This is a genomic window from Streptomyces sp. NPDC088817 (assembly GCF_044750345.1).
In the GTDB taxonomy this organism is placed as follows: domain Bacteria; phylum Actinomycetota; class Actinomycetes; order Streptomycetales; family Streptomycetaceae; genus Streptomyces.
Genome location: NZ_JBIVJN010000003.1, coordinates 205841 through 228266, shown reverse-complemented (window position 1 = coordinate 228266; position 22426 = coordinate 205841). Strand labels below are relative to the sequence as shown.

Sequence of the window (22426 nt, the reverse complement as noted above, 5' to 3'; positions counted from 1 at the left end):
GTGCGCGGTCTGGCAGTGTTGCACGTATGTGCGGACGGTATGCGGCGAGTCGCGGCCCCGGGGATCTCGCGGGAGTCTTCGAGATCCAGAGGTGGGACCCGGAGGAGACCCTGGAACCCGATTACAACGTGGCCCCGACCAAGGAGGTCCACGTGATCCTGGACCGCCCCTTGAAGGACGCCGTCGACCGCGGCCCGGTTCGCCAGCTGCGGAAGCTGAGGTGGGGGCTCGTACCGTCCTGGGCGAAGTCCCCCGAGGGCGCGGCCCGGATGATCAACGCGCGCGCGGAGACCGTGCACGAGAAGCCGTCGTACCGCCGCGCCTTCGCCGCCCGGCGCTGTGTCGTGCCCGCCGACGGCTACTACGAGTGGGTCACCGGCACCCAGGAGCGGGAGCTGGAGGTCGAGGGCCGGCGCAAAAGGCCGCGCAAGCAGCCCTACTTCGTGACCCCGGCGGACGGCTCGGTCTTCGCGATGGCCGGGCTCTACGAGTTCTGGCGGGACCGCACCCTGCCCGACGACCATCCGCTGGCCTGGTGGGTGACCTGCTCGGTGATCACCACGGAGGCGGAGAGCACCCCGCTGGCCGTGGCCCCGGCCGAGGGCCCGGGCTCGCTGGCCGAGATCCACCCCCGGATGCCGCTGATGCTCACCCCGGACCGCTGGGACGCCTGGCTGGACCCGGCCCGCACCGACCCGGACGACCTGCGCGCGCTGCTCACCCCGCCGCCCCCCGGCCTGATGCGCGCCTACCCGGTGTCCACGGCCGTCAGCAACGTCCGCAACAACGGACCGGAGCTGCTCAAGGAGCTCCCGGCGCCCGAAGAGGGCACACTCTTCTGACGTGGGCGACCCGAGCGACGTGAGGGACATGAGCGACCTGAGTGACCTGAGCGAGACCGTCGAGACGGAGGCGGGCGCGGCTCGCGTCACCTGGCACCGGGCCCCCGCGGCACGCCTGGTGCTCGCCGTGAGCCACGGAGCCGGCGGCGGTGTCGAGGCCCGCGACCTCCAGACCCTGGCGCACACCCTCCCCGGGCACGGCGTCACCGTCGCACTGGTCGAGCAGCCCTGGCGGGTGGCCGGCAGGAAGGTCGCGCCCGCGCCGAGGACGCTGGACACCGGCTGGCGCGGGCTGTGGCCCGCCCTCACCCGGCCGGGACTGCCGGTGATCGCGGGCGGCCGCAGCGCCGGAGCGCGCGTCGCCTGCCGTACGGCGGCCGGCCTCGGCGCGCACGCCGTCCTCGCCCTCAGCTTCCCGCTGCACCCGCCGGGCAGGCCCGAGAAGTCCCGCGCCGACGAGCTGCTCGGCGCCGGGGTGCCCACGCTCGTCGTCCAGGGCGGCAACGACCCGTTCGGCAGCCCCGCGGAGTTCCCGGACGGCCCCTACCGGCTCGTCGAGGTGCCGTACGGCGATCACGGCTTCGCCGTCCCGAAGCGGGCGTCCCTCACCCAGGACCGGGCGCTGGAGATCGTCGCCGACGCCGTCGCCCAGTGGACCGCGTCACTCGGGTGACCCGCCGGGAATGCCCGGCGGACCGCCGCTGTTGACCCGGTCGGAAGTGCCGCTCACGGCGCCGACGTCACACGAGAGGGAGTCCGCCGCATGGGTTCGACCGTTTGCCCGAGCCGCAGCAGCCGCACTGACCTGGACTGGACGGTGCTGCACGCGGCACGGACCGCTTCTGTTCGGGCGGCGGCAGGCACGGCTCGTCGTCTATCCTCCGATTCGAGTGGAACCGCATTCGGTGCCACGACATCGCTTGAGGAGGTGGGTCCGGTTCCCGGTACCGACGCAGGGACCGACGACGGCCAGGCGGAGCAGCCCGAGGGCCGTGGCACGAGCGTGGGCGGATCCGTGGAGTCGACGACCGCGCGCAGCGCGCGCTTCGAGCGGGACGCGCTGGAGTTCCTCGACCAGATGTACTCGGCCGCGCTGCGCATGACGCGCAACCCGGCCGACGCCGAGGACCTGGTGCAGGAGACCTACGCCAAGGCGTACGCGTCCTTCCACCAGTTCCGCGAGGGCACCAACCTCAAGGCGTGGCTGTACCGGATCCTCACCAACACCTTCATCAACTCGTACCGCAAGAAGCAGCGCGAGCCCCAGCGCAGCGCCGCCGAGGAGATCGAGGACTGGCAGCTCGCCCGCGCCGAGTCGCACATGTCGACCGGACTGCGCTCCGCCGAGTCGCAGGCGCTCGACCACCTGCCCGACTCGGACGTGAAGGAAGCGCTGCAGGCGATCCCCGAGGAATTCCGCATCGCCGTCTACCTTGCGGACGTAGAAGGCTTTGCGTACAAGGAGATCGCGGACATCATGGGGACACCCATCGGGACGGTGATGTCCCGGCTGCACCGGGGCCGCCGTCAACTGCGCGGCATGCTCGAGGACTACGCCCGCGAGCGCGGACTGGTCCCGGCCGGCGCCGGGGAGTCGAACGAAGCGAAAGGCTCGGGCTCATGAGCTGCGGAGACCCGCACGAGACGGACTGCAGTGAGGTACTCGACCACCTCTACGAGTTCCTCGACAGTGAGATGCCGGACGTCGATCGCACCAAGTTCGAGCACCACTTCGAGGAGTGCTCGCCGTGCCTCGAGAAGTACGGCCTGGAACAGGCCGTGAAGAAGCTGGTCAAGCGGTGCTGCGGACATGACGACGTGCCCGCCGACCTGCGCGCCAAGGTCATGGGGCGGATCGATCTCATCCGCTCCGGCCGGACCGTCCCCGAGCACGACGTGACGGCGGCGCCGGTGACTCCGCAGGAGTCCTGACCCACCGCACGCGGACGCCCGCCCGGCGACCCGCCCGCTTCACCCGAACGTGCTAATCCTCGGGACTTCGCCCCGTGGGCTCCCCACCGCGCGCCCTACGCTCCCACCGTGGACAGGCATGACCGGGGAGGGGCGGCATGGAGGCGGTTCCCCCGCGGGCTCGTGCGTATGTCGCCTGTGCCGTCCTCGCCGCCCTGGCCTGTCTGCTGCCGCTGCCGCTGACGCGCGTCTCCTGGTGGGAGGTCGCCCTGCTCACCGCGGTGTACACCGGGTGCAGGCAGTTCGCCCGGCGCAGCCTCGCCGGGCCCTTCTACCCCGTACTGCTCGCGGCCGCCTTCCTGCTGCCGCCGTCCGTCGCCGCGGTCGTCCCGCTTCCGGGTGTGCTGCTCACCCGCGCCGGACGGCGGCCCGAGGCGCTGCGCCGGATCTGGCGGGCCGCGCAGCTCGCGCTCGCGGTGTGGGCGGCCGCCCGGGTCCACGGTGCGCTCGGCGGCCCGGACGCGGTCGCGGGCTGCGTCTTCCCCGATGTCCTCCTCCCCGCGGGCGCCGCCGTGCTCGCCTTCTGCCTGGTGCTGACGGCGCTGGACGGCGGGGTCCTCGCGCTCGCCGAGCACGTGCCGGCCCGGCGGGCGTGGCAGGGGCTGCTCGCCCGGTCGCTGGCGCCCGTCGCGGTGCACGGGCTCGCCGGGCTGATGATGGCCGTGCTGTGGCTCAGCCCCTACGGTCCCGTCGCCGCGCTGCTCGTACTGCTGCCGATGTGCGTGTCCGGCTGGGTGTACGCCCAGTACCACCGCGAGCGGTCCGCGCACCGGGCCACCATCCGCGCGCTGGTGCAGGCCGTCGACATCAAGGACGGCTACACGCGCGGGCACAGCGAGCGGGTGGGGCAGGCCTCCATGCTGATCGCGCGCGAGCTGGGCATGGACGACGAGCGGGTCGAGGTGCTGCGCTTCGCCGGCATCCTGCACGACGTGGGCAAGCTGGGCGTGCCCACCCGGCTGCTGCGCAAGGACGGGCCGCTGACCCCCGAGGAGCGGCGCGTGATCGAGCTGCACCCCGAGTACGGGCACGAGATGGTGCGCGGGATCTCCTTCCTCGGCGAGGCACGCTCGGCGATCCTGCACCACCACGAGCGGCTCGACGGAGGCGGCTACCCGTACGGTCTGACGGGCGATCAGATCCCGGAGTGCGCACGGGTGGTGGCCGTCGCGGACACCTTCGACGCGATGACCTCCACCCGGTCCTACCGGCGGGCCCGGCCGGTGGCCGCCGCGCTGACGGAGCTGGAGCGCTGCGCGGGAACCCAGTTCGACCCGCGGATGGTCACGGCGCTGGTCCGCGCCCTGGACCGGTACGGCTGGCACCCGGCGGTCACCGCGCAGGACGGCACGCCCGTCGCCCCGCCGGCACCCTTCCGTGCCGTCCCCGGTGCCACCGGCCCGGCGTCGGCGGCTCCCGGCGGCGCGGACGACCCGCACGCCGTCCCCCCGGACGCGGCATCCGGCGCGGCGGGCGGCCCGGCGGTGCCGTACGCCACCGAGGACGGCGGCCCCGGCGGCCGGCCGGAAGCCCGTCGATGAGCGGGCCCCTCCTGCTGCTCCTCATCCGCGGCTCGGCGGCCCTGGCCGCCCTGCTGTCCCTCGCCGTCACCCTGTGGACCGGCCTGGAGGACCGCGGGGCCGCCCTCGCCTTCGGGGCGCTGGTCCTCGTCGGCGAGCTGACCCGGTGGACCGGGTCCGAGTCCCGGGAGGCCGCCCCGCTCGGCGCCGCCGGGGCGCTGTCGTACGCGCTGCTGGGCGCGGACGCCGGCCGGCCCGGTCACCACGGCGCCTGCCAGGTCGTCGCCGTGGTGCTCGCCGCCTGCCTCCTGGGCGGGGTGCCGCACATCGCGCGCGGGCGCGGGCCGACGCTCGACCATCTGGTGCGGCGGATCCTCACCGTCGCCTTCGCCGCCGTCTGCTTCCAACCCCTCTACGGAAAAGGGGTGTTCCGGGACTGGGTCGGTCCGGCGTACGCGCTGCTGCTGCTCGCGCTCCTGGTGCTCACCGCGCTGTGCGGCGCCGTGCTCGCCGCCGCGCAGGCGCATGGCCGCACCCGCTGGCCGTTCGGGCCGCTGCTGCGGGAGGAGCTGCGGGGGCTGCGCGGGATCGGCTCGGCGGTGTGCGCGACCGGCGCGGTGATGGCCCTCGCCGTCGCCGTGGCCGGGCTGTGGGCGCTGCCCGTGTTCTCGCTGCCGCTGCTGCTCACCCAGCTCTCCCTCCGACGGTACGCGGCCGTGCGCAGGACCTACCGGCAGACCATCGCCTCCCTGGCCCGGGCCACCGAGGTCGCCGGGTACACCCCGGCCGGGCACGCCCGGCGGGTGGCCGCGCTCAGCCGGGCCGTGGGCAGGGACCTGGGCCTGGCCGGACCGGAGCTGACCGTCCTGGAGCACGCGGCCCTGATGCACGACATCGGGCAGCTCAGCCTGGTCGATCCGGTGCCCGACGGTGCCACCGCGGGACTGCCCGCCGAGGAGCAGCGGCGTATCGCGCTGCTCGGCGGGGCCGTGGTGCGGCAGACCGGGGTCGACGCCCGGGTCGCGGTGGTGGTGGAGCGGCAGGCCGACCCCTGCCGGGAGCAGCCGCTGTCCGCACGGATCGTGCGGGCCGTCAACGCCTACGAGGAGAAGGCGCGCGACGCCGGGCCCGGCGGTCCGCTCCAGGCCCTGGAGGCACTGCGGCTGGCGGGAGCCGGCGCGTACGCCCCCGAGGTGGTGGAGTCGCTGGGCCGGGTGCTGTCGCGGGACAGCTTGACGCTGCCCGCGAGCCCGGCATGATCCGAACGAGAGGCCCTCGGGTAACCCATGGGTAATGAGCGTCCCTCCAGTCGTACGTGGTTGGATGCGAATGAGAGGGTGTCCGGGGGCAGAAGCCGGCCCACTCGACGGAACTGGCAGGCGGGAATCGTGAGGATCTTCGGCAAGGGACGGCACCGGCCCTCCGCCTCCTGGCGGCAGGCCACCGACCGGGCGTTCACGCTGATCGGCGACGGCCGGTACGAGGACGCGGGCGCGCTGCTGACGCGCGCCGCCGATCTGGAGCCCTGGCTGGCCGAGTCCTGGTTCAACCTCGCCCTGCTGCACAAGTTCCGGCACGACTGGGAGCAGGCGAGGGCGGCGGGCCTGCGGGCCGTGGCCCTGCTGGAGAAGGAGAGCGGGGCGCCCGACTGGTGGAACGTCGGCATCGCCGCCACCGCCCTCCAGGACTGGCCGCTGGCCCGGCGGGCATGGCAGGCGTACGGGCTGAAGGTGCCCGGAGGCGCGGCCGCGGCCGGGGAGCCGGTGGGCATGGAGCTGGGCAGCGCCGCCGTGCGGCTTTCGCCGGAGGGCGAGGCCGAGGTGGTCTGGGGCAGACGTCTTGACCCGGCCCGGATCGAGGTGCTGTCCATTCCGCTGCCCTCCTCGGGGCGCCGCTGGGGCGAGGTCGTGCTGCACGACGGCGTGCCCCACGGGGAACGGACCACCGCGGCCGGCCACACGTACCCCGTGTTCGACGAGATCGAGCTGTGGGCGCCCTCCCCGGTGCCCACCTGGGTGGTCCTCCTCGAGGCCGCGACCGAGGCCGACCGGGACGCGCTGGAGCAGCTCGCCGCCGACGCCGGCTTCGCCGCCGAGGACTGGTCGTCGTCCGTGCGGCTGCTGTGCCGGATGTGCTCGGAGTCGCGGATGCCGTCCGACGAGGGCGACGGCGTGCACCTCGACCCGCACGACCACAGCGAGCCGGGGCACCCCGGACCGCTCGGGCACCGCACCGACGGGCAGCTGTGGGTGCCGGAGCGCGAGTGCGGAGTGGCCGCTCCGGCCTCCCTGGTGCGCGGGCTGCTGGACGGGTGGGTGGCCGACAGCCCGGACTCGCGGGACTGGCGGGACCTGGAAGAGGTCTGTTGAGGACGCCGGTCCGCCGCGGGCGCGGGAGCGGGCCCGCCGTGGCCGGCCGGTCCTCCCGGCGGAGCCGCATATCGGACACGCGCGGGTCCGGTCGGCGGCACGGGCCCCTTACCCTGTAGCAGATTCACTCCCCGTTCTTGTCAGGAAGGCGTACGTCGGTCATGGCGCAGCAGGACACCGATCAGCAGCACGCGGGCGTGCTCCCCGTCGACGACGAGGGGTACGTCGTCGACTCGGAGGACTGCGAGGAGCGCGAGGCGGCCTGGCGTGAGCGCGGCACCTCCCGGCCCATCACGGTCGTGGGCAACCCCGTGCTGCACAAGGAGTGCAGGGACGTCACGGACTTCGGCGAGGAACTCCAGCAGCTCGTCGCCGACATGTTCGCCAGCCAGCACACCGCCGAGGGCGTGGGCCTGGCCGCCAACCAGATCGGCGTGGACCGGAAGGTCTTCGTCTACGACTGCCCGGACGACGAGGGCGTCCGGCACGTGGGGGTCGTCTGCAACCCCCGACTGGTCGAGCTGCCCGCCGAGCGGCGGCGGCTGGACGACAGCAACGAGGGCTGCCTGTCCGTGCCCACCGCCTACGCGCCGCTCGCCCGCCCCGACTACGCCGAGGTCACCGGCCAGGACGAGCAGGGCAACCCGGTCAAGGTGCGGGGCACCGGCTACTTCGCGCGATGCCTCCAGCACGAGACGGACCACCTCTACGGCTACCTCTACATCGACCGGCTCTCCAAGCGCGAGCGCAAGGACGCGCTGCGGCAGATGGCCGAGAACGAGCCGCGCTACCCCGTGGTCGCCAACGACTGAGCAACGACGGTTCCCCTGCCGCCCGTTGGGGAGCGAGGAACCCGCGCGCACGGCGCCCGACCGGAACGTCCGGTCGGGCGCCGTACTTGTGTCCGCCGCCATTCGATCCTTTGTGCGCTTCTACTGATTCGTAATCAGTCACACAAGGGGAGATTCTCGGCATCCGGGGGTGATCAAGGGAGCAAATCCATTCCCAGAACGGTCAGTTGTGGTGCTGAATGGGGGTGCGGGGATACGCGACGGCGTGCGCCCGGCACGACGGAAGGGGTGTACGCCACCGGCGGCTGAGAGGGGTTTGTCCGTGCCAGCTTTCCCATACAGCACCACACCGACGACGACAGCGGTCCCAGTCCCACCATCGTTCGCACTTCCGGTGATCGAGGCCGAGTTCCCCCGGCAGTTGCACGGGTATTGGCCCCGTCTCCAGGAGAGGACACGCGGCTGGCTGCTGGAAAAGCGGCTCATGTCGGCGGACAAGGTCGAGGAACACGCCGACAGCCTCTGCTACACCGACCTCATGGCGGGCTACTACATCGGCGCCCCCGACGAGGTGCTCCAGGCCATAGCGGACTTCAGCGCGTGGTTCTTCCTCTGGGACGACCGCCAGGACCGCGACGTCGTCCACGGCCGGCCCGCCGCCTGGGAGCGGCTGTGCCGTGCGCTGCACACGGCCCTGGACTCCCCCCGGGACCACCTGCACCACCAGGACACCCTGGTCGCGGGGTTCGCGGACAGCGTGCTGCGGTTCTACTCGTTCACGTCGGCCCGGTGGAACGCCCGCTTCGCGCGGCACTTCCACGCCGTCGTCGACGCGTACGACCGGGAGTTCCGCAACCGCACCGGGGACGTCGTGCCCACGGTCGAGGAATATCTCGCGCTGCGCCGGTTCACCTTCGCGCACTGGATCTGGACCGACCTGCTGGAGCCGAGCGCCGGCTGTGAACTCCCGGACACCGTCAGGAAGAATCCCGCATACCGGCGTCCGGCACTGCTCAGTCAGGAATTCGCGGCCTGGTACAACGATCTGTGCTCCCTGCCCAAGGAATTGGCGGGCGACGAGGTGCACAATCTCGGAATCAGCCTCGTCAAACACGAGGGGCTGAGTCTCGAGGAGGCGATCGCGGACATGCGCGGGCGCATCGAGGAATGCGTGTCCGGATTCCTGGTCGCGGAACAGGCAGGATTACGTTTCGCCGACGGCCTCGCGGACGACACGGTGCACGGAAAGGAACTGAGCGCCGCCGTACGGGCCTGCGTCGGCAATATGCGGAACTGGTTCAGTTCCGTCTACTGGTTCCACCACGAATCCGGCCGTTACATGGTCGACGACTGGGAGGACCCGGCCACACCCCCGTACGTCGAAAACGAAGGGGCAGGTGGGAAATGACCGCCGAATCAGTGCAGTCGGAATCCCGGCACGACGCTCAGGGACCGCACGAGCCACCGGTGGCCGGGGGCGGGGTGCCGCTTCTCGGCCACGGTCTGAGGCTGGTCCGCGATCCGCTGGCCTTCATGTCCGAGCTCCGCGACCACGGAGACGTCGTCCGGATCAGGCTCGGCCCGAAGACGGTGTACGCCGTCACCACGCCCGCCCTCACCGGGGCGCTCGCCCTCAGCCCCGACTACATCATCTCCGGCCCGCTGTGGGAGTCCCTGGAGGGCCTGGTCGGGAAGGAGGGGGTGGCCACCGCCAACGGGCCGCTGCACCGGCGCCAGCGCCGCACCATCCAGCCCGCCTTCCGGCTCGACGCCATTCCCGCCTACGGGCCGGTCATGGAGGAGGAGGCGCACGCGCTGACCGAGCGCTGGCAGCCGGGGGAGACCATCGACTGCGCCTCGGAGGCCTTCCGGATCGCCGTGCGCATCGCGGCCCGCTGCCTGCTGCGCGGCGAGTACATGGACGAGTGCGCCGACCGGCTGTGCGAGGCGCTCGCCACCGTCTTCCGCGGCATGTACCAGCGGATGGTGGTACCGCTCGGGCCGCTGTACCGGCTGCCGCTGCCGGCCAACCGCGAATTCAACCGCGCACTCGCCGATCTGCATCTCCTCGTCGACGAGATCATCGCCGAGCGCCGGGCATCCGGCCGGAATCCGGACGATTTGCTGACGGCATTGCTGACGGCGAAGGACGACAATGGCGAGCCGATCGGGGAACAGGAGATCCACGACCAGGTGGTCGCGATACTCACCCCGGGCAGCGAAACGGTGGGCGCCACGATCATGTGGCTGCTCCGGGTGCTCGCGATACATCCGGAACACGGCGACCGGATCCGCGCGGAGGTCGAATCCGTGACCGGCGGCCGTCCCGTCGGATTCGACGACGTCCGCAGGCTCACGCACACCAACAATGTCATCGTCGAGACGATGCGTTTGCGTCCGGCCGTATGGGTATTGACGCGGCGGGCGGTGGCCGAAACCGAACTCGGCGGCTATCGCATTCCGGCCGGTGCGGACATCATCTACAGCCCGTACGCGGTTCAGCGCGACCGGCGCTCGTATCCGGACAATCTGGAGTTCGACCCCGATCGCTGGCTTCCCGAACGCGCCAAGGACGTGCCGAAATATGCCATGAGCCCGTTCGGCGTGGGCAATCGCAAGTGCCCGAGTGACCATTTCTCGATGGCACTTCTGATCCTGTTCACCGCCGCGGTGGCGACGCGGTTCCGCTTCGAGGAGGTGCCCGGCTCGGACGGCACGCCACGGGTCGGCATCACCCTGCGCCCGCAGAGGATGCTGGTGCGGCCGGTGCTCAGGTGACCTGAGCGGCGCGGCGCGCGTTCAGGCGGCCTGCGGGCCCCGGAACGCGCGCCGGTAGGCGTTCGGGGTGGTGTCCAGCGCGCGGACGAACTGGTGCCGCAGCGCCGCCGCGGTCCCGAACCCCGTACGGTCCGCGATCGTGTCCATGGTCTCGTCCGTCGCCTCCAGCAACCGCTGTGCCAGCAGCACGCGTTGGCGCAGGAGCCAGCGGTAGGGAGTGGTGCCCGTCTCCTGCTGGAAGCGGCGGGCGAAGGTCCGCGGCGACATATGGGCGCGGGCGGCGAGCTGCTCGACGGTGACCTCCTGGTCCAGGTGCTCCTCCATCCACACCAGCACCTCGCCGACCGTGTCGCAGGAGGACTTCGGCAGCGGCCGCTCGACGTACTGGGCCTGCCCGCCGTCGCGGTGCGGGGGCACCACCATCCGCCGGGCGATCCGGTTGGCCACCTCCGGGCCCTGTTCCTTGCGCACGATGTGCAGACAGGCGTCGATGCCGGAGGCGGTGCCGGCCGAGGTGATCACCGGGTCCGCGTCCACGTACAGCACGTCCGGCTCGACCAGCGCCCGCGGGAAGCGCCGGGCCAGCGCGTCCGCGTGCCTCCAGTGCGCCGCGCAGCGCCGCCCGTCCAGCAGGCCGGCGGCGCCCAGCACGAAGACGCCCGAGCAGACGCTGAGCACCCGGGCGCCCCGGTCCACCGCACGGCGCAGCGCGTCGAGCAGCTCGGGCGGGTAGCCGCGCGAGGTGACGGCGTCGGCGGCCGGCACCGTGATCAGGTCGGCCTCCTCCAGCCGGTCCAGGCCGTGCGGGGTGTGGACGGTGAGGCCGGGGACATGGGTGCGCAGCTCCGGGCCCTCCGCGGAGACGACCGCGAAGTCGTACACCGGCAGCCCCTCGTCGCTGCGGTCGAGTCCGAAGACCTCGCAGACCACGCCGAGCTCGAAGGGGTGCACTCCGTCCAGCAGCACGGTGGCCACGTTCTTCAGCATGGCTCCAGTGTGCCCCCGTGGTGGCAGGATTTTGAAGGTGTACGGCAGTCCTGCCACTCACGGTGAGGAGCGCTCGGCGCCACAGTGGTGTCCATGACCACGACACAGCTGCAAGGCCTGATCTCGATGCTCTTCGTCCTGGGCCTCCTGGTCCTCATGGTCCTGCCGTCGGTGATCGGCATCGTCCACGACCGACGTGCCGACCGCCGGATCCGTCAGGCCCAGGAGGACCGGGAGGCCGGGGGGAACCGCGACGAGGCTCAGAAGTCCTCGTCCAGGTCGACGGTTCCCTCCACCGCCACCTGGTACGCCGACGGGCGCCGCTCGAAGAAGTTGGTCAGTTCCTGAACGCCCTGGAGCTCCATGAAGGAGAAGGGGTTCTCGGAGCCGTACACCGGAGCGAAGCCGAGGCGCGTCAGGCGCTGGTCGGCCACGCACTCCAGGTACTGCCTCATCGACTCGGTGTTCATCCCCGGGAGGCCGTCACCGCACAGGTCGCGCGCGAACTGGAGCTCGGCCTCGACGGCCTCCCGCAGCATGTCGGTGACCTGCTGCTGGAGGTTCTCGTCGAAGAGGTCCGGCTCCTCCTTGCGCACGGTGTCCACCACGTCGAAGGCGAAGGACATGTGCATCGTCTCGTCCCGGAACACCCAGTTGGTGCCGGTGGCCAGGCCGTGCAGCAGGCCGCGGCTGCGGAACCAGTAGACGTAGGCGAAGGCGCCGTAGAAGAACAGGCCCTCGATGCAGGCGGCGAAGCAGATGAGGTTGAGCAGGAAGCGCCGGCGGTCCGCCTTCGTCTCCAGCCGGTCCAGCTTCTCCACCGAGTCCATCCACTTGAAGCAGAACTCGGCCTTCTCCCGGATGGAGGGGATGTTCTCCACCGCGGCGAACGCGGCGGTACGGTCCTCCGGGTCGGGGAGGTAGGTGTCCAGCAGCGTCAGATAGAACTGGACGTGCACGGCCTCCTCGAAGAGCTGGCGGGACAGGTACAGCCGCGCCTCGGGGGAGTTGATGTGCTTGTACAGCGTCAGCACCAGGTTGTTCGCCACGATCGAGTCACCGGTGGCGAAGAAGGCCACCAGCCGTCCGATCAGGTGCTGCTCGGACGGGCTCAGCTTGGCGAGGTCGGCGACGTCCGAGTGGAGGTCGACCTCCTCCACGGTCCAGGTGTTCTTGATGGCGTCCCGGTAGCGCTCGTAGAAGTCCGGGTAGCGCATCGGACGGAGCGTCAGCTCGAAGCCGGGGTCGAGCAGGTTCTTGGTCTCGCTGGTCATTACTGGCAGGCCTCGCAGGACTCGGGGTTCTCAAGGGAGCAGGCGACCGCGTCGGCGTCCGGCGCCGCCTGCTGGACGGGGACGGTGGCCTGGGCCCGGGCGGCGCGCGCGATCCGGGTCGCCGGACGGGACCGCAGGTAGTACGTCGTCTTCAGACCCTGCTTCCAGGCGTAGGCGTACATCGAGGAGAGCTTGCCGATGGTCGGCGTCTCCAGGAACAGGTTCAGGGACTGGGACTGGTCCAGGAACGCGGTGCGGGCGGCGGCCATGTCGATCAGGCCGCGCTGCGGGATCTCCCACGCCGTGCGGTACAGCCCGCGCACGTCCTCGGGGATCCAGGCGAAGTCCTGCACCGAGCCGTTGGCCTCGCGCAGCGCCTCACGGGTGCGGGCGTCCCAGACGCCGAGCGCCTTCAGATCGTCCACCAGGTACGAGTTGACCTGGAGGAACTCCCCGGAGAGCGTCTCACGCTTGAAGAGGTTGGAGACCTGCGGCTCGATGCACTCGTACACGCCCGCGATCGAGGCGATGGTGGCGGTCGGGGCGATCGCGAGCAGCAGCGAGTTGCGCATGCCGACGGCGGCGATCCGCTCGCGCAGGGCCGCCCAGCGCTCCGGCCAGGTCAGCTCGACGTCGTAGTGGTCGGGGTGCAGCACGCCCCGGGCCGTACGGGTCTTCTCCCACGCGGGCAGCGGGCCGCTGCGCTCGGCGAGGTCGGCGGACGCCTCGTACGCGGCGAGCATGATCCGCTCGGCGATACGGGTGGACAGGGCCTTCGCCTCCGGGGAGTCGAAGGGCAGGCGCAGCTTGAAGAACACGTCCTGCAGGCCCATGGCGCCCAGGCCCACCGGCCGCCAGCGGGCGTTGGAGCGGCCCGCCTGCTCGGTCGGGTAGAAGTTGATGTCGACCACGCGGTCGAGGAAGGTGACCGCGGTGCGGACGGTCTCGTCCAGCCGCTCCCAGTCGATGTCGCCGCCGGCCACGAACGCGCCGAGGTTGACCGACCCCAGGTTGCACACCGCCGTCTCGCCGTCGTCGGTGACCTCCAGGATCTCCGTGCAGAGGTTCGAGGAGTGGACCACGTGGCCCGGCTCCGCGGTCTGGTTCGCGGTGCGGTTGGCGGCGTCCTTGAAGGTCATCCAGCCGTTGCCGGTCTGCGCGAGGGTGCGCATCATGCGGCCGTACAGGTCGCGGGCCGGCATGGTCTTGCGCGCCAGGCCCCGCGCCTCCGCGGCCCGGTACGCGGCGTCGAACTCCTCACCCCACAGGTCGGTGAGCTCGGGCACGTCCGCGGGGGAGAACAGCGACCACTGACCGTCGGCGTTCACCCGGCGCATGAACTCGTCCGGGATCCAGTGCGCGAGGTTGAGGTTGTGCGTCCGGCGGGCGTCCTCACCGGTGTTGTCGCGCAGCTCCAGGAACTCCTCGATGTCAGAGTGCCAGGTCTCCAGGTAGACCGCGGCGGCGCCCTTGCGCCGGCCGCCCTGGTTCACGGCGGCCACCGAGGCGTCCAGGGTCTTCAGGAACGGCACGATGCCGTTGGAGTGCCCGTTGGTGCCGCGGATCAGCGAACCGCGGGAGCGGATGCGGGAGTAGGCGATGCCGATGCCGCCGGCGTGCTTGGACAGACGGGCGACCTGGAGGTAGCGCTCGTAGATGGAGTCCAGCTCGTCCTTGGGGGAGTCGAGCAGGTAGCAGGACGACATCTGCGGGTGGCGCGTGCCCGAGTTGAACAGGGTGGGGGAGGAGGGCAGGTAGTCGAGGCGGCTCATCAGCCCGTAGAGCGCCTCGACCTCGTCGACGGACCGCGCGGTGTCGTCCTGCGCGAGACCGGCCGCGACCCGCAGCATGAAGTGCTGGGGCGTCTCGATCACCTTGCGGGTGATCGGGTGCCGCAGCAGGTACCGGCTGTGCAGGGTGCGCAGGCCGAAGTAGCCGAAGCGGTCGTCGGCGGCCCGGTCGATCATCGCGTCCAGGCGGTCGGCGTGGACGCGCACGAACTCCGCGGTCCGGTCGGCGACGAGGCCTTCGCGGTGGCCCACGACGACGGAGTCGGTGAAGGAGGCGACGCCCTGGGAGGCGGCCTCGGCGCGGATGGCGAGGGTCAGCAGCCTGGCCGCCAGCCGGGAGTAGGCGGGGTCCTCGGAGATGAGCCCGGCGGCCGCCTCCGTGGCCAGCTCGCGCAACTCGGCCTCGTCGGCCCGCGCCGACCGGCCGCGCAGCGCGGCGGCGGCGACCCGGCCGGGGTCGGCGTCGGGGAGGTCGGCGGTCAGCTCGGTCAGGGTCCGCAGCAGTACGGCACCTGGACCGTCGGTTTCCGTGGCTACGACTGAAACCGGGTCGGCTGGCGCGATGGTCACGTGGAGCTCTCCCTCGCTCGGCACGGGGCCTCGCCGAGGGCAGGGGGCGGCACACGAACGCACACGGCGCCGCGTCCACCGGCCCATTCCGCGAAGCCCGGACGTCAGGGCACCCGGACCGGACGGCCGGGCGCACTGTCGGCAGGTCCTCGGACTGACGCTCGTGACGGGCCTTGGGGGCATACGTGCACGAGTACACCGTTGCGGGACAGTTCCGGATTCGCACCGGATTCCCCTGCGGCGACATTGAGCACGAGCATACATCTTGTGCTGAGCGAGTCAGGCACCCCCATATGTTGTGCCGCGTCGACTCCGGAGCGTGTCAGAATGTCAACTCGTAGGTGAGCAGCATGATGTCGTCCAGCTCGGGGAGCGGGTTCCAGTCCCGGCCCGGTGTGCGAACGAAGCCGAGGCGCTCGTAGATGCGGTGGGCGGTGTGCATGGAGCTCTGGGTGGACAGCACCACGCGGACACAGCCCTCCACGGCCCGTGCCCGGTCCGTACAGGCCCGTACGAGGGCCTCGCCGACGCCCCTGCCGCGGGCCGCGTGCGCGACCGCGAGCATCCGTATCTCGGTCTCCCCGGGGCCGGCGAGGTCGGCCATGGGGCCGGCGCCCGGGACGAAGGTCACTCCGCCGAGCACCTGTCCGTCCGCCACCGCGACCAGCACCTCGGCGGCGGCCGCCCGCTTGGCCACGTCCCGCAGCTCGCCGAGATACCCGTCGCTCTCACCGAAGTCCAGGAGCCCGTCCTGGAGGTAGGCCCGGGCGGTGATCTCACCCAGGGTGCCGTACTCGCCGGGTTCGACCGGCCGGATCACGAAGTCCATGCGCCCGAGTGTGCCGCACGGGCACGGCAGCGGGCCGCCGGAATTCTCCGACGGCCCCTGGAACGCTCCGTGCGAGTGTCCCTGCCTGTTGCGGCACTAGTGCGGGGCCGCCGCCGTGGCCGGCGGGAGCTCCGCCTCGACGCCCGGGTCGCCGGCGTCCGCCGTGTAGTCCTCCGGACGGGTCTCGTCCACGCCCTGGGGCGCGTTGACCGCCTGCAGCACGAACGTCAGGACCACCGTGACGGCCGCGTTGAGCACGAACGCCGTCAGCCCGATGTAGCCGATCTCACCGAGGCCCGGGATCTCCTTCGCCGACCCGCCGAAGTGCTTCTGCGTGGGCGAGGCGACCCCGTAGGCGGCGACCGTGCCGTAGACCATGCCGACTGCCCAGCCCGCCAGCAGCGCCCAGCGGTGGAACCAGCGGGTGAACAGCCCGCCGACCAGGGCCGGGAAGGTCTGCAGGATCCAGATGCCGCCGAGCAGCTGGAAGTTGATGGCGACCGTCTTGTCCATGGTCAGGACGAAGGCCAGCGCGCCCACCTTCACCAGGAGCGACACGATCTTGGAGACCCGGGTCTCCTCCCGCGGTGTCGCCTGCGGGCGGATGAAGTCCTTGTAGATGTTGCGGGTGAACAGGTTCGCGGCGGCGATCGACATGATGGCCGCCGGCACCAGCGCGCCGATGGCGATCGCCGCGAACGCCACGCCCGCGAACCAGTCCGGGAACATGTTCTCGAAGAGCTGCGGGATGGCCAGCTGGCCGTTCTTCACCTGCACGCCCGCCGCGATCGCCATGAAGCCCAGCAGGGCGAGGAGGCCCAGCATCAGAGAGTACAGCGGCAGGATCGTGGTGTTGCGGCGGATCACCTCGCGGCTGCGCGAGGACAGCGTCGCGGTGATCGAGTGCGGGTACATGAACAGCGCGAGCGCGGAGCCCAGGGCCAGCGTGGCGTACGTCCACTGGCCGGCCGCCGCCGGCACCAGACCGCCCGAACCCGCCTCGGTGAACTTCTGGTCCGCCTTGGCGAACACCTCGCCGAAGCCGCCCAGTTTGATCGGGATGTAGATGACGGCCACCGCGATCACGATGTAGATCAGGGTGTCCTTCACGAACGCGATCAGCGCGGGCGCGCGCAGTCCCGACGAGTAGGTGTATGCCGCCAGCACGCCGAAGGCGATCAGCAGCGGCAGGTCCTTCACGAACCAGTGGGTGCTGTCGCCGCCGCCGACGCCCATCACGTCCAGGACGGCCTGGATGCCGACCAGTTGGAGCGCGATGTACGGCATGGTCGCGAGGATGCCGGTGAGCGCCACGGCCAGCGACAGGCTCTTGGAGCCGAACCGGCCGCGGACGAAGTCGGAGGTGGTCACGTATCCGTGCCGGTGGGACACCGACCACAGCCGCGGCAGGAACGTGAAGATCAGCGGGTACACCAGGATCGTGTACGGCACCGCGAAGAAGCCGGCCGCCCCGGTCGCGTAGACGGCGGCCGGCACGGCCACGAAGGTGTAGGCGGTGTACAGGTCGCCGCCGAGCAGGAACCAGGTCACCCAGGTGCCGAACGACCGGCCGCCCAGGCCCCATTCGTCCAGGCTGTGCTCGTTCTCGGCCCGGCGCCAGCGCGCGGCCAGGAAGCCCATGACGGTGACGAGCAGGAAGAAGAAGACGCAGACGCCGAGCGCGACGCCGTTGACCCCGTCCTTCACTTGGCCGCACCCCCGTCCTCGGCCGTCGCGGCGGAGGACGTCCCGGCGGCCCGGGAGGTCCCGGAGACCGGGGAGGCCCCGGCGGTGCGCCGGTCACGCTGCCACAGCCGGTACGCGGTCATCGTCAGGACCGCGGAGACGAGTACCCAGAGCATCTGGTACCAGTAGAAGAACGGGACCCCGGCGAGGGCCGGGTCCTTCCTCGCGTACGACCCCACCCACAGCAGCGCCACGAAGGGGGCGGCGAGGCAGAGGGCGATGGCGACCCGTAAGGGGGTCACCACCGCTCTGGTGGCTTGCGGGGCATTCGACATGGGCGACTCCGTCCCCTGGCTGATCACCGAGCGTGCGTGCGGTGCGCACGCAATGTAGATCACGGTGACACAGGTGCGGAATCCCTCGTGCGCATGACGCCGCGGACCGCCACGAGATTCTTACTCCGTCACAAGGCCTTTACTCCTGCGGGCGCTTGAGGCGGGCCACGAACTTGTAGCGGTCCCCGCGGTACACCGACCGCACCCACTCCACCGGACGGCCCGCCCGGTCCAGGGAGTGCCGGGAGAGCAGCAGCATCGGCAGGCCCACGTCGGTGCCGAGCAGGCCCGCCTCGCGCGGAGTGGCGAGCGAGGTCTCGATGGTCTCCTCGGCCTCGGCGAGGTGGACGTCGTAGACCTCGGCGAGCGCCGTGTACAGGGAGGTGTACTTCACCAGGCTGCGCCGCAGCGCCGGGAAGCGCTTGGCCGACAGGTGGGTGGTCTCGATGGCCATGGGTTCGCCGTTGGCCATGCGCAGCCGCTCGATGCGCAGCACCCGCCCCCCGGCGGTGATGTCGAGCAGTTCGGCCAGGCGGTCGTCGGCGGTGACGTAGCCGACGTCCAGCAGCTGCGAGGTCGGCTCCAGGCCCTGGGCGCGCATGTCCTCGGTGTAGGAGGTCAGTTGCAGCGCCTGGGAGACCTTCGGCTTGGCGACGAAGGTGCCCTTGCCCTGGATGCGCTCCAGCCGGCCCTCGACGACGAGCTCCTGAAGCGCCTGCCGCACCGTGGTCCGCGAGGTGTCGAACTCGGCGGCCAGGGTCCGCTCCGGCGGGACCGGGGTGCCCGGCGGCAGCGTCTGGGTGATGTCGAGCAGGTGCTTCTTCAGGCGGTAGTACTTGGGCACGCGCGCGGTACGGACGGTCGCCCCACCCTCGTTCTCCGCACTGCTGACGTCGGTGCTCATGCTCTGCCTTCCCGGCTCCTGTGCCGAAGCGGGCGACGTCCCGTCGGCCCCCGGCTCACATCGTGGCACGGCTTCGCGTGCCGGGTGGTCACCCGTACGCTCCGTGATCTCCTCTGTATACCGTCGTGACTCCGGATGGTCTAGTCCATAGCCCCGGCCTGGGCGGGTGGTCCACCTGGCCAGGGCGCCCCGGCGGTCGCGTACGGTCGCCACTGGTCCAGCGGAGCGCGGACGTCCATTTTGCCGGACGAACAATGAAAGGTCCCTGCATATCGCGGTCCCATAACGGACCGTCTGAGCGGGTCGGCGCACTCTTGACAGCCCTATTGGTCTGGGCCAAGCTCCCCCTACTGGTCTACACCATTGGTCCAGGTCCCGGCCCCACGGGCGGTTACGCCGACGCTCGGATGTCGCTCAACCGCGGGGAGGCAGGGGGGTTTGTGGCATCCCTGAGGAGGGTGGCGTGAAGCGCAAGCTGGTAGCCGCGATCGGTATCGCGGGCATGATGGTCTCCATCGCGGCGTGTGGGGGCGGCAAGGGTGACGACGCGTCCAAGCAGGACCCCAAGGACCGCAAGGGCGATCTCACCGTCTGGCTGATGGTGGACGCCCAGAGCAGCTGGCCGGAGCTGGTCAAGCAGACGAACGACGACTTCAACAAGAAGTACCCCGGGGTCAAGGTCAACGTCCAGTACCAGCAGTGGGGGGACAAGACCAAGAAGCTCGACGCCGCCCTGTCCGGTGACAAGTTCCCCGACGTGGTCGAGCTGGGCAACACCGAGACGATGACCTACATCCTCAACGGTGCCCTCGGCGAGATCGACGCCAAGAAGTACGACAACTCGGACACGTGGATCGAGGGGCTCAAGGACACCTGCGCCTACGAGGGCAAGCTCTACTGCGTCCCGTACTACGCCGGTGCGCGCGTCGCCATCTACAACAAGGACATGTTCAAGGCCGGCACTGGTTCGGACCAGCTGCCGACGACCGAGGACGAGCTGTTCAAGGCGCTCGACAAGGTCCAGGACAAGTACAAGAAGGACCGGGCCTTCTCCTCGCTGTACCTGCCGGGCCGCTACTGGTACGCCGCCATGTCCTACGTCGCCGCGTACGGCGGCCAGATCGCCACCTACGACGAGGGCGGCAAGGAGTGGAAGGCCGCCCTGTCCACGCCGGAGGCGCAGAAGGGCATCCAGCACTTCATCGACCTGGTCAAGAAGTACAACCACGGTGACCAGACCAAGGACGAGCAGGACCACGCCAACGTCATGGCCAACGAGAAGGCGGCCCTGATCTACGGCAACGGCTGGGAGGCCGGGAGCGTCGTCGACTCCAAGGCGAACGGCAACCCGAAGCTGGACGGCAAGATCGCCACGGCGGGCATGCCCGGCCCGAACGGCAAGGCCCTGCCCTCCTTCATCGGCGGTTCCGACCTCGCCACGATCTCCAAGTCCAAGAACCAGGACCTGGCGCAGGCCTGGATCTCGCTGTTCACCAGTGAGAAGTCCCAGGCCGCACTGGTCGCGAAGGACATCCTGCCCAACAACACCAAGCAGCTGGAGCCGCTGAAGAGCAAGCCCGAGACGGCTCCGATCGCCAACGCGGTCCCCGACGCCTGGTTCACCCCGATCGCTCCCGGCTGGGCCGCGGTCGAGAAGAAGCAGACGCTCCAGCTGATGCTGCTGGACATCCTCAAGGGCAAGTCGGTCGCCGATGCCACCAAGGCGGCGGACGCGGAGATCAACTCGCTGATCAACAAGGCCTCCTGAGCCGAGGTGCTCGACCCTCGTTGACTTCCGGTGCCTTGTCCGGCCGCCCGGCCGGACAAGGCCGATCAGGCGGCCGGCGGCCCGGAAGGCGCCGGCCGCCCGACTGATGCAGAACCCTTCGAACGGAAGGCCAGCACAGTGAGTGCCGCCGACATCAAGACAGCCGGCCCGGAGGAGTCCGTCACACGGACGCCTCACGGTGACGGCCCGGCGCCGTCCGTACCCCGGCGAAGCCGGTGGACGGACGGGCCGCTGCTGCCCTATCTGCTGATCGCGCCGGCTGTCGTGGCAATCGCCGCGGTGTTCGTCTGGCCGTTGGCCAAGACCGTGATCATGTCCTTCCAGGACGTCGGCCGGCGGGAGCTGTGGACCGGTCAGGCCCCCGAGTGGGTCGGCTTCGAGCAGTTCACCAACATCCTCGGCGACGGCGAGTTCTACGACGTCCTGTGGCGCACCGTACTGTTCATGGCCGTCTGCGTCGTCGCCACGATGGCCATCGGTCTCTTCCTCGCCCACTCCATGCAGCGCATGACCAAGGCGGTGCGCCTGCTGCTGACCGGCGCGCTCATCGCCGCGTGGTCACTGCCGCTGCTCGTCGCCACCTCGATCTTCCGCTGGTTCGCCGACTCCGACTACGGCGTCGCCAACATGGTGCTGACGAAGTACCTCGGCCTCGACTTCCAGGGCCACAACTGGTGGCTCGACCCCAAGCAGGGCTTCTTCATGATCGGTGCCGTCGTGGTGTGGGGCGCGGTCCCGTTCGTCACCGTCACCCTCTACGCCGCGCTCACCCAGGTGCCGTCGGAACTGGAGGAGGCCGCGGAACTCGACGGCGCCGGACGGCTCGGCGTCTTCCGCTACGTGACCTGGCCGGTGATCAAGCCCGTCTTCCAGATGGTCGCCACGCTCTCGGTGATCTGGGACTTCAACGTCTTCGGCCAGGTCTTCCTGATGCGCGGCAACAAGCCGGAGAAGGACTACAACCTGCTCGGCCTCTACTCCTACGAGAAGGCCTTCGAGTCGAACTCCTTCAGCCAGGGCGCCGCCATCGCGCTGATCACGGTGCTGCTCCTGTCCGGCGTGGCCGTCTACTACCTGCGCCAGCTGCTCAAGATCGGAGAGGTCGAGTGAGCGACACGACCGCCACGCGCGCCATGGCGCCCGGCCACCGCCCGGACCGCAAGAAGCCCAGTCGGCACTTCTACAACGCCGTGGGACTCGTCGCCTTCCTGGTCATGGCCTTCCCGGTCTACTGGCTCGTGGTGAGCGCCCTGCGCCCCAACACGGAGATCCGCTCCTACGACCAGAAGCTCTGGCCGACCTCCATCACCTTCGACAACTTCCGCCGGGCGATCGAAGCGCCGAACTTCGGCACCGCCGTCCAGTCCAGCCTGATCGTCTGCGTGACGGCCGTCGTCGGCGCGATGGTGCTGTCCACGATCGCCGCCTTCGCGATCGGCCGCTTCCGGTTCGCCGGCCGCAAGCTCTTCATGATCGTGCTGCTCGTGGTGCAGTTGCTGCCGCCCACGGCCATGCTCATACCCCTCTACATCCAGCTGAACGACCTCGGCGCGATCAACGAGTACTGGGGCGTCATCGTCATCTACCTCGTCTCCACGCTGCCCTTCGCCACCTGGATGATCCGCGGGTTCGTCGTGAACATCCCGCTGGAGCTGGAGGAGGCCGCCATGGTGGACGGCTGCTCCCGGATGGGCGCCTTCTGGCGGGTGGTCTTCCCCCTGCTCGCCCCCGGCCTCGCCGCCGCGTCGATCTTCTCCCTGATCAACGCGTGGAACGAGTACCTGCTCGCCTACATCGTGCTCCAGGACAACGACAAGTACACGCTCAACGTGTGGCTGATGAACTTCACCACCTCGCGCGGTACCGACTACGGAGCCCTGATGGCCGCCTCGACACTCATCGCGATCCCGGTCGTCGCGTTCTTCATGATCGTCCAGAAGAAGATGGCCGCTGGCCTCACCTCCGGCGCCGTGAAGGGATAACGCCACCCG

The 22426-nt window shown here is 70.5% G+C and carries 21 protein-coding genes and 1 riboswitch; of the genes, 14 read left to right on the top strand and 7 right to left on the bottom strand.

Annotated elements, in window-relative coordinates; genetic code table 11:
- Positions 1-26 precede the first annotated feature (26 nt).
- The 10 genes from ACIP4X_RS07200 to ACIP4X_RS07155 all read left to right on the top strand — a co-directional run bounded on the left by ACIP4X_RS07200 (position 27) and on the right by ACIP4X_RS07155 (position 10271).
- Positions 27-842, top strand: coding sequence for an SOS response-associated peptidase (locus tag ACIP4X_RS07200; protein WP_401347089.1), 816 nt, complete (start codon positions 27-29; stop codon positions 840-842).
- A gap of 28 nt (positions 843-870) precedes the next feature.
- Positions 871-1515, top strand: a complete 645-nt coding sequence (locus ACIP4X_RS07195; RefSeq protein ID WP_401347086.1) for an alpha/beta family hydrolase — start codon at positions 871-873, stop codon at positions 1513-1515.
- Positions 1516-1770: 255 nt separating this feature from the next.
- Positions 1771-2466 carry an RNA polymerase sigma factor SigR gene (gene sigR / locus ACIP4X_RS07190; RefSeq protein WP_358729096.1) on the top strand — a complete coding sequence of 232 codons (696 nt, stop codon included), beginning with the start codon at positions 1771-1773 and terminating at the stop codon, positions 2464-2466.
- Positions 2463-2774 carry a mycothiol system anti-sigma-R factor gene (rsrA, locus tag ACIP4X_RS07185; protein WP_358729097.1) on the top strand — a complete coding sequence of 104 codons (312 nt, stop codon included), beginning with the start codon at positions 2463-2465 and terminating at the stop codon, positions 2772-2774. The genes sigR and rsrA overlap by 4 nt, the downstream gene beginning before the upstream one ends.
- A gap of 137 nt (positions 2775-2911) precedes the next feature.
- Positions 2912-4354, top strand: a complete 1443-nt coding sequence (locus tag ACIP4X_RS07180; protein WP_401347082.1) for an HD-GYP domain-containing protein — start codon at positions 2912-2914, stop codon at positions 4352-4354.
- Positions 4351-5592 (top strand): HD domain-containing protein, encoded by a 1242-nt coding sequence (locus tag ACIP4X_RS07175; protein ID WP_391456755.1) that lies wholly within the window; start codon positions 4351-4353, stop codon positions 5590-5592. The genes ACIP4X_RS07180 and ACIP4X_RS07175 overlap by 4 nt, the downstream gene beginning before the upstream one ends.
- 129 nt (positions 5593-5721) lie before the next feature.
- Complete coding sequence (locus tag ACIP4X_RS07170; protein WP_358729102.1) at positions 5722-6702, top strand: hypothetical protein; 981 nt, start codon at positions 5722-5724, stop codon at positions 6700-6702.
- 161 nt (positions 6703-6863) lie between these two features.
- Positions 6864-7514, top strand: coding sequence for a peptide deformylase (gene def, locus ACIP4X_RS07165; protein WP_391456757.1), 651 nt, complete (start codon positions 6864-6866; stop codon positions 7512-7514).
- Between the two features lie 301 nt (positions 7515-7815).
- Positions 7816-8901 (top strand): epi-isozizaene synthase, encoded by a 1086-nt coding sequence (gene cyc1 / locus ACIP4X_RS07160; protein WP_358729105.1) that lies wholly within the window; start codon positions 7816-7818, stop codon positions 8899-8901.
- Positions 8898-10271 (top strand): cytochrome P450, encoded by a 1374-nt coding sequence (locus ACIP4X_RS07155; protein ID WP_401347076.1) that lies wholly within the window; start codon positions 8898-8900, stop codon positions 10269-10271. Before cyc1 ends, ACIP4X_RS07155 begins: the two co-directional genes overlap by 4 nt.
- A gap of 21 nt (positions 10272-10292) precedes the next feature.
- On the opposite strand, the gene ACIP4X_RS07150 is transcribed toward ACIP4X_RS07155, so the two are convergent.
- Positions 10293-11258, bottom strand: coding sequence for a helix-turn-helix domain-containing protein (locus ACIP4X_RS07150; protein WP_358729109.1), 966 nt, complete (start codon positions 11256-11258; stop codon positions 10293-10295).
- A 93-nt stretch (positions 11259-11351) separates the two neighbouring features.
- Here ACIP4X_RS07150 and ACIP4X_RS07145 point away from each other — a divergent pair, with 93 nt between their 5' ends.
- Complete coding sequence (locus ACIP4X_RS07145; RefSeq protein ID WP_391456764.1) at positions 11352-11606, top strand: hypothetical protein; 255 nt, start codon at positions 11352-11354, stop codon at positions 11604-11606.
- Here ACIP4X_RS07145 and ACIP4X_RS07140 read toward each other — a convergent pair.
- From ACIP4X_RS07140 to ACIP4X_RS07115, 6 genes are all read right to left on the bottom strand, one after another.
- Positions 11519-12532 (bottom strand): ribonucleotide-diphosphate reductase subunit beta, encoded by a 1014-nt coding sequence (locus tag ACIP4X_RS07140; protein WP_358729113.1) that lies wholly within the window; start codon positions 12530-12532, stop codon positions 11519-11521. The genes ACIP4X_RS07145 and ACIP4X_RS07140 overlap by 88 nt on opposite strands.
- The gene (locus tag ACIP4X_RS07135; RefSeq protein ID WP_358729115.1) at positions 12532-14892 is read right to left on the bottom strand and encodes a ribonucleoside-diphosphate reductase subunit alpha; all 2361 of its coding nucleotides are present in this window, start codon (positions 14890-14892) and stop codon (positions 12532-12534) included. The genes ACIP4X_RS07140 and ACIP4X_RS07135 overlap by 1 nt, the downstream gene beginning before the upstream one ends.
- Positions 14893-15014: 122 nt before the next feature.
- A riboswitch (cobalamin riboswitch) is annotated at positions 15015-15169 on the bottom strand.
- A gap of 45 nt (positions 15170-15214) precedes the next feature.
- A complete protein-coding gene (locus ACIP4X_RS07130) occupies positions 15215-15721 on the bottom strand; it encodes a GNAT family N-acetyltransferase (protein WP_358729117.1) in 507 nt (168 codons plus the stop codon).
- A 96-nt stretch (positions 15722-15817) separates the two neighbouring features.
- Positions 15818-17428 (bottom strand): monocarboxylate uptake permease MctP, encoded by a 1611-nt coding sequence (gene mctP / locus ACIP4X_RS07125; protein ID WP_391456768.1) that lies wholly within the window; start codon positions 17426-17428, stop codon positions 15818-15820.
- Positions 17425-17742 (bottom strand): DUF3311 domain-containing protein, encoded by a 318-nt coding sequence (locus ACIP4X_RS07120; protein WP_391456770.1) that lies wholly within the window; start codon positions 17740-17742, stop codon positions 17425-17427. Before ACIP4X_RS07120 ends, mctP begins: the two co-directional genes overlap by 4 nt.
- Positions 17743-17881: 139 nt before the next feature.
- On the bottom strand, positions 17882-18646 hold the full coding sequence (locus ACIP4X_RS07115) for a GntR family transcriptional regulator (RefSeq protein ID WP_358729122.1): 765 nt from the start codon (positions 18644-18646) through the stop codon (positions 17882-17884).
- Between the two features lie 463 nt (positions 18647-19109).
- Between ACIP4X_RS07115 and ACIP4X_RS07110 the strand changes: the two genes are divergently transcribed.
- The 3 genes from ACIP4X_RS07110 (at position 19110) to ACIP4X_RS07100 (ending at position 22417) form a co-directional block, all read left to right on the top strand.
- Positions 19110-20414 (top strand): sugar ABC transporter substrate-binding protein, encoded by a 1305-nt coding sequence (locus ACIP4X_RS07110; RefSeq protein ID WP_358729123.1) that lies wholly within the window; start codon positions 19110-19112, stop codon positions 20412-20414.
- A gap of 138 nt (positions 20415-20552) precedes the next feature.
- Positions 20553-21545, top strand: coding sequence for a sugar ABC transporter permease (locus ACIP4X_RS07105; protein WP_358729125.1), 993 nt, complete (start codon positions 20553-20555; stop codon positions 21543-21545).
- Positions 21542-22417: an ABC transporter permease subunit gene (locus tag ACIP4X_RS07100; RefSeq protein ID WP_391456774.1), complete on the top strand. Its 876-nt coding sequence runs from the start codon at positions 21542-21544 to the stop codon at positions 22415-22417. The genes ACIP4X_RS07105 and ACIP4X_RS07100 overlap by 4 nt, the downstream gene beginning before the upstream one ends.
- The last annotated feature ends 9 nt before the right edge of the window (positions 22418-22426 follow it).

Coding starts and splice junctions, on each gene's coding strand:
- ACIP4X_RS07200 (WP_401347089.1), top strand. CDS start 27: ATGTGCGGACGGTATGCGGCGAGTCGCGGCCCCGGGGATCTCGCGGGA.
- ACIP4X_RS07195 (WP_401347086.1), top strand. CDS start 871: ATGAGCGACCTGAGTGACCTGAGCGAGACCGTCGAGACGGAGGCGGGC.
- rsrA (WP_358729097.1), top strand. CDS start 2,463: ATGAGCTGCGGAGACCCGCACGAGACGGACTGCAGTGAGGTACTCGAC.
- ACIP4X_RS07180 (WP_401347082.1), top strand. CDS start 2,912: ATGGAGGCGGTTCCCCCGCGGGCTCGTGCGTATGTCGCCTGTGCCGTC.
- ACIP4X_RS07175 (WP_391456755.1), top strand. CDS start 4,351: ATGAGCGGGCCCCTCCTGCTGCTCCTCATCCGCGGCTCGGCGGCCCTG.
- def (WP_391456757.1), top strand. CDS start 6,864: ATGGCGCAGCAGGACACCGATCAGCAGCACGCGGGCGTGCTCCCCGTC.
- ACIP4X_RS07155 (WP_401347076.1), top strand. CDS start 8,898: ATGACCGCCGAATCAGTGCAGTCGGAATCCCGGCACGACGCTCAGGGA.
- ACIP4X_RS07150 (WP_358729109.1), bottom strand. CDS start 11,258: ATGCTGAAGAACGTGGCCACCGTGCTGCTGGACGGAGTGCACCCCTTC.
- ACIP4X_RS07145 (WP_391456764.1), top strand. CDS start 11,352: ATGACCACGACACAGCTGCAAGGCCTGATCTCGATGCTCTTCGTCCTG.
- ACIP4X_RS07140 (WP_358729113.1), bottom strand. CDS start 12,532: ATGACCAGCGAGACCAAGAACCTGCTCGACCCCGGCTTCGAGCTGACG.
- ACIP4X_RS07130 (WP_358729117.1), bottom strand. CDS start 15,721: ATGGACTTCGTGATCCGGCCGGTCGAACCCGGCGAGTACGGCACCCTG.
- ACIP4X_RS07120 (WP_391456770.1), bottom strand. CDS start 17,742: ATGTCGAATGCCCCGCAAGCCACCAGAGCGGTGGTGACCCCCTTACGG.
- ACIP4X_RS07115 (WP_358729122.1), bottom strand. CDS start 18,646: ATGAGCACCGACGTCAGCAGTGCGGAGAACGAGGGTGGGGCGACCGTC.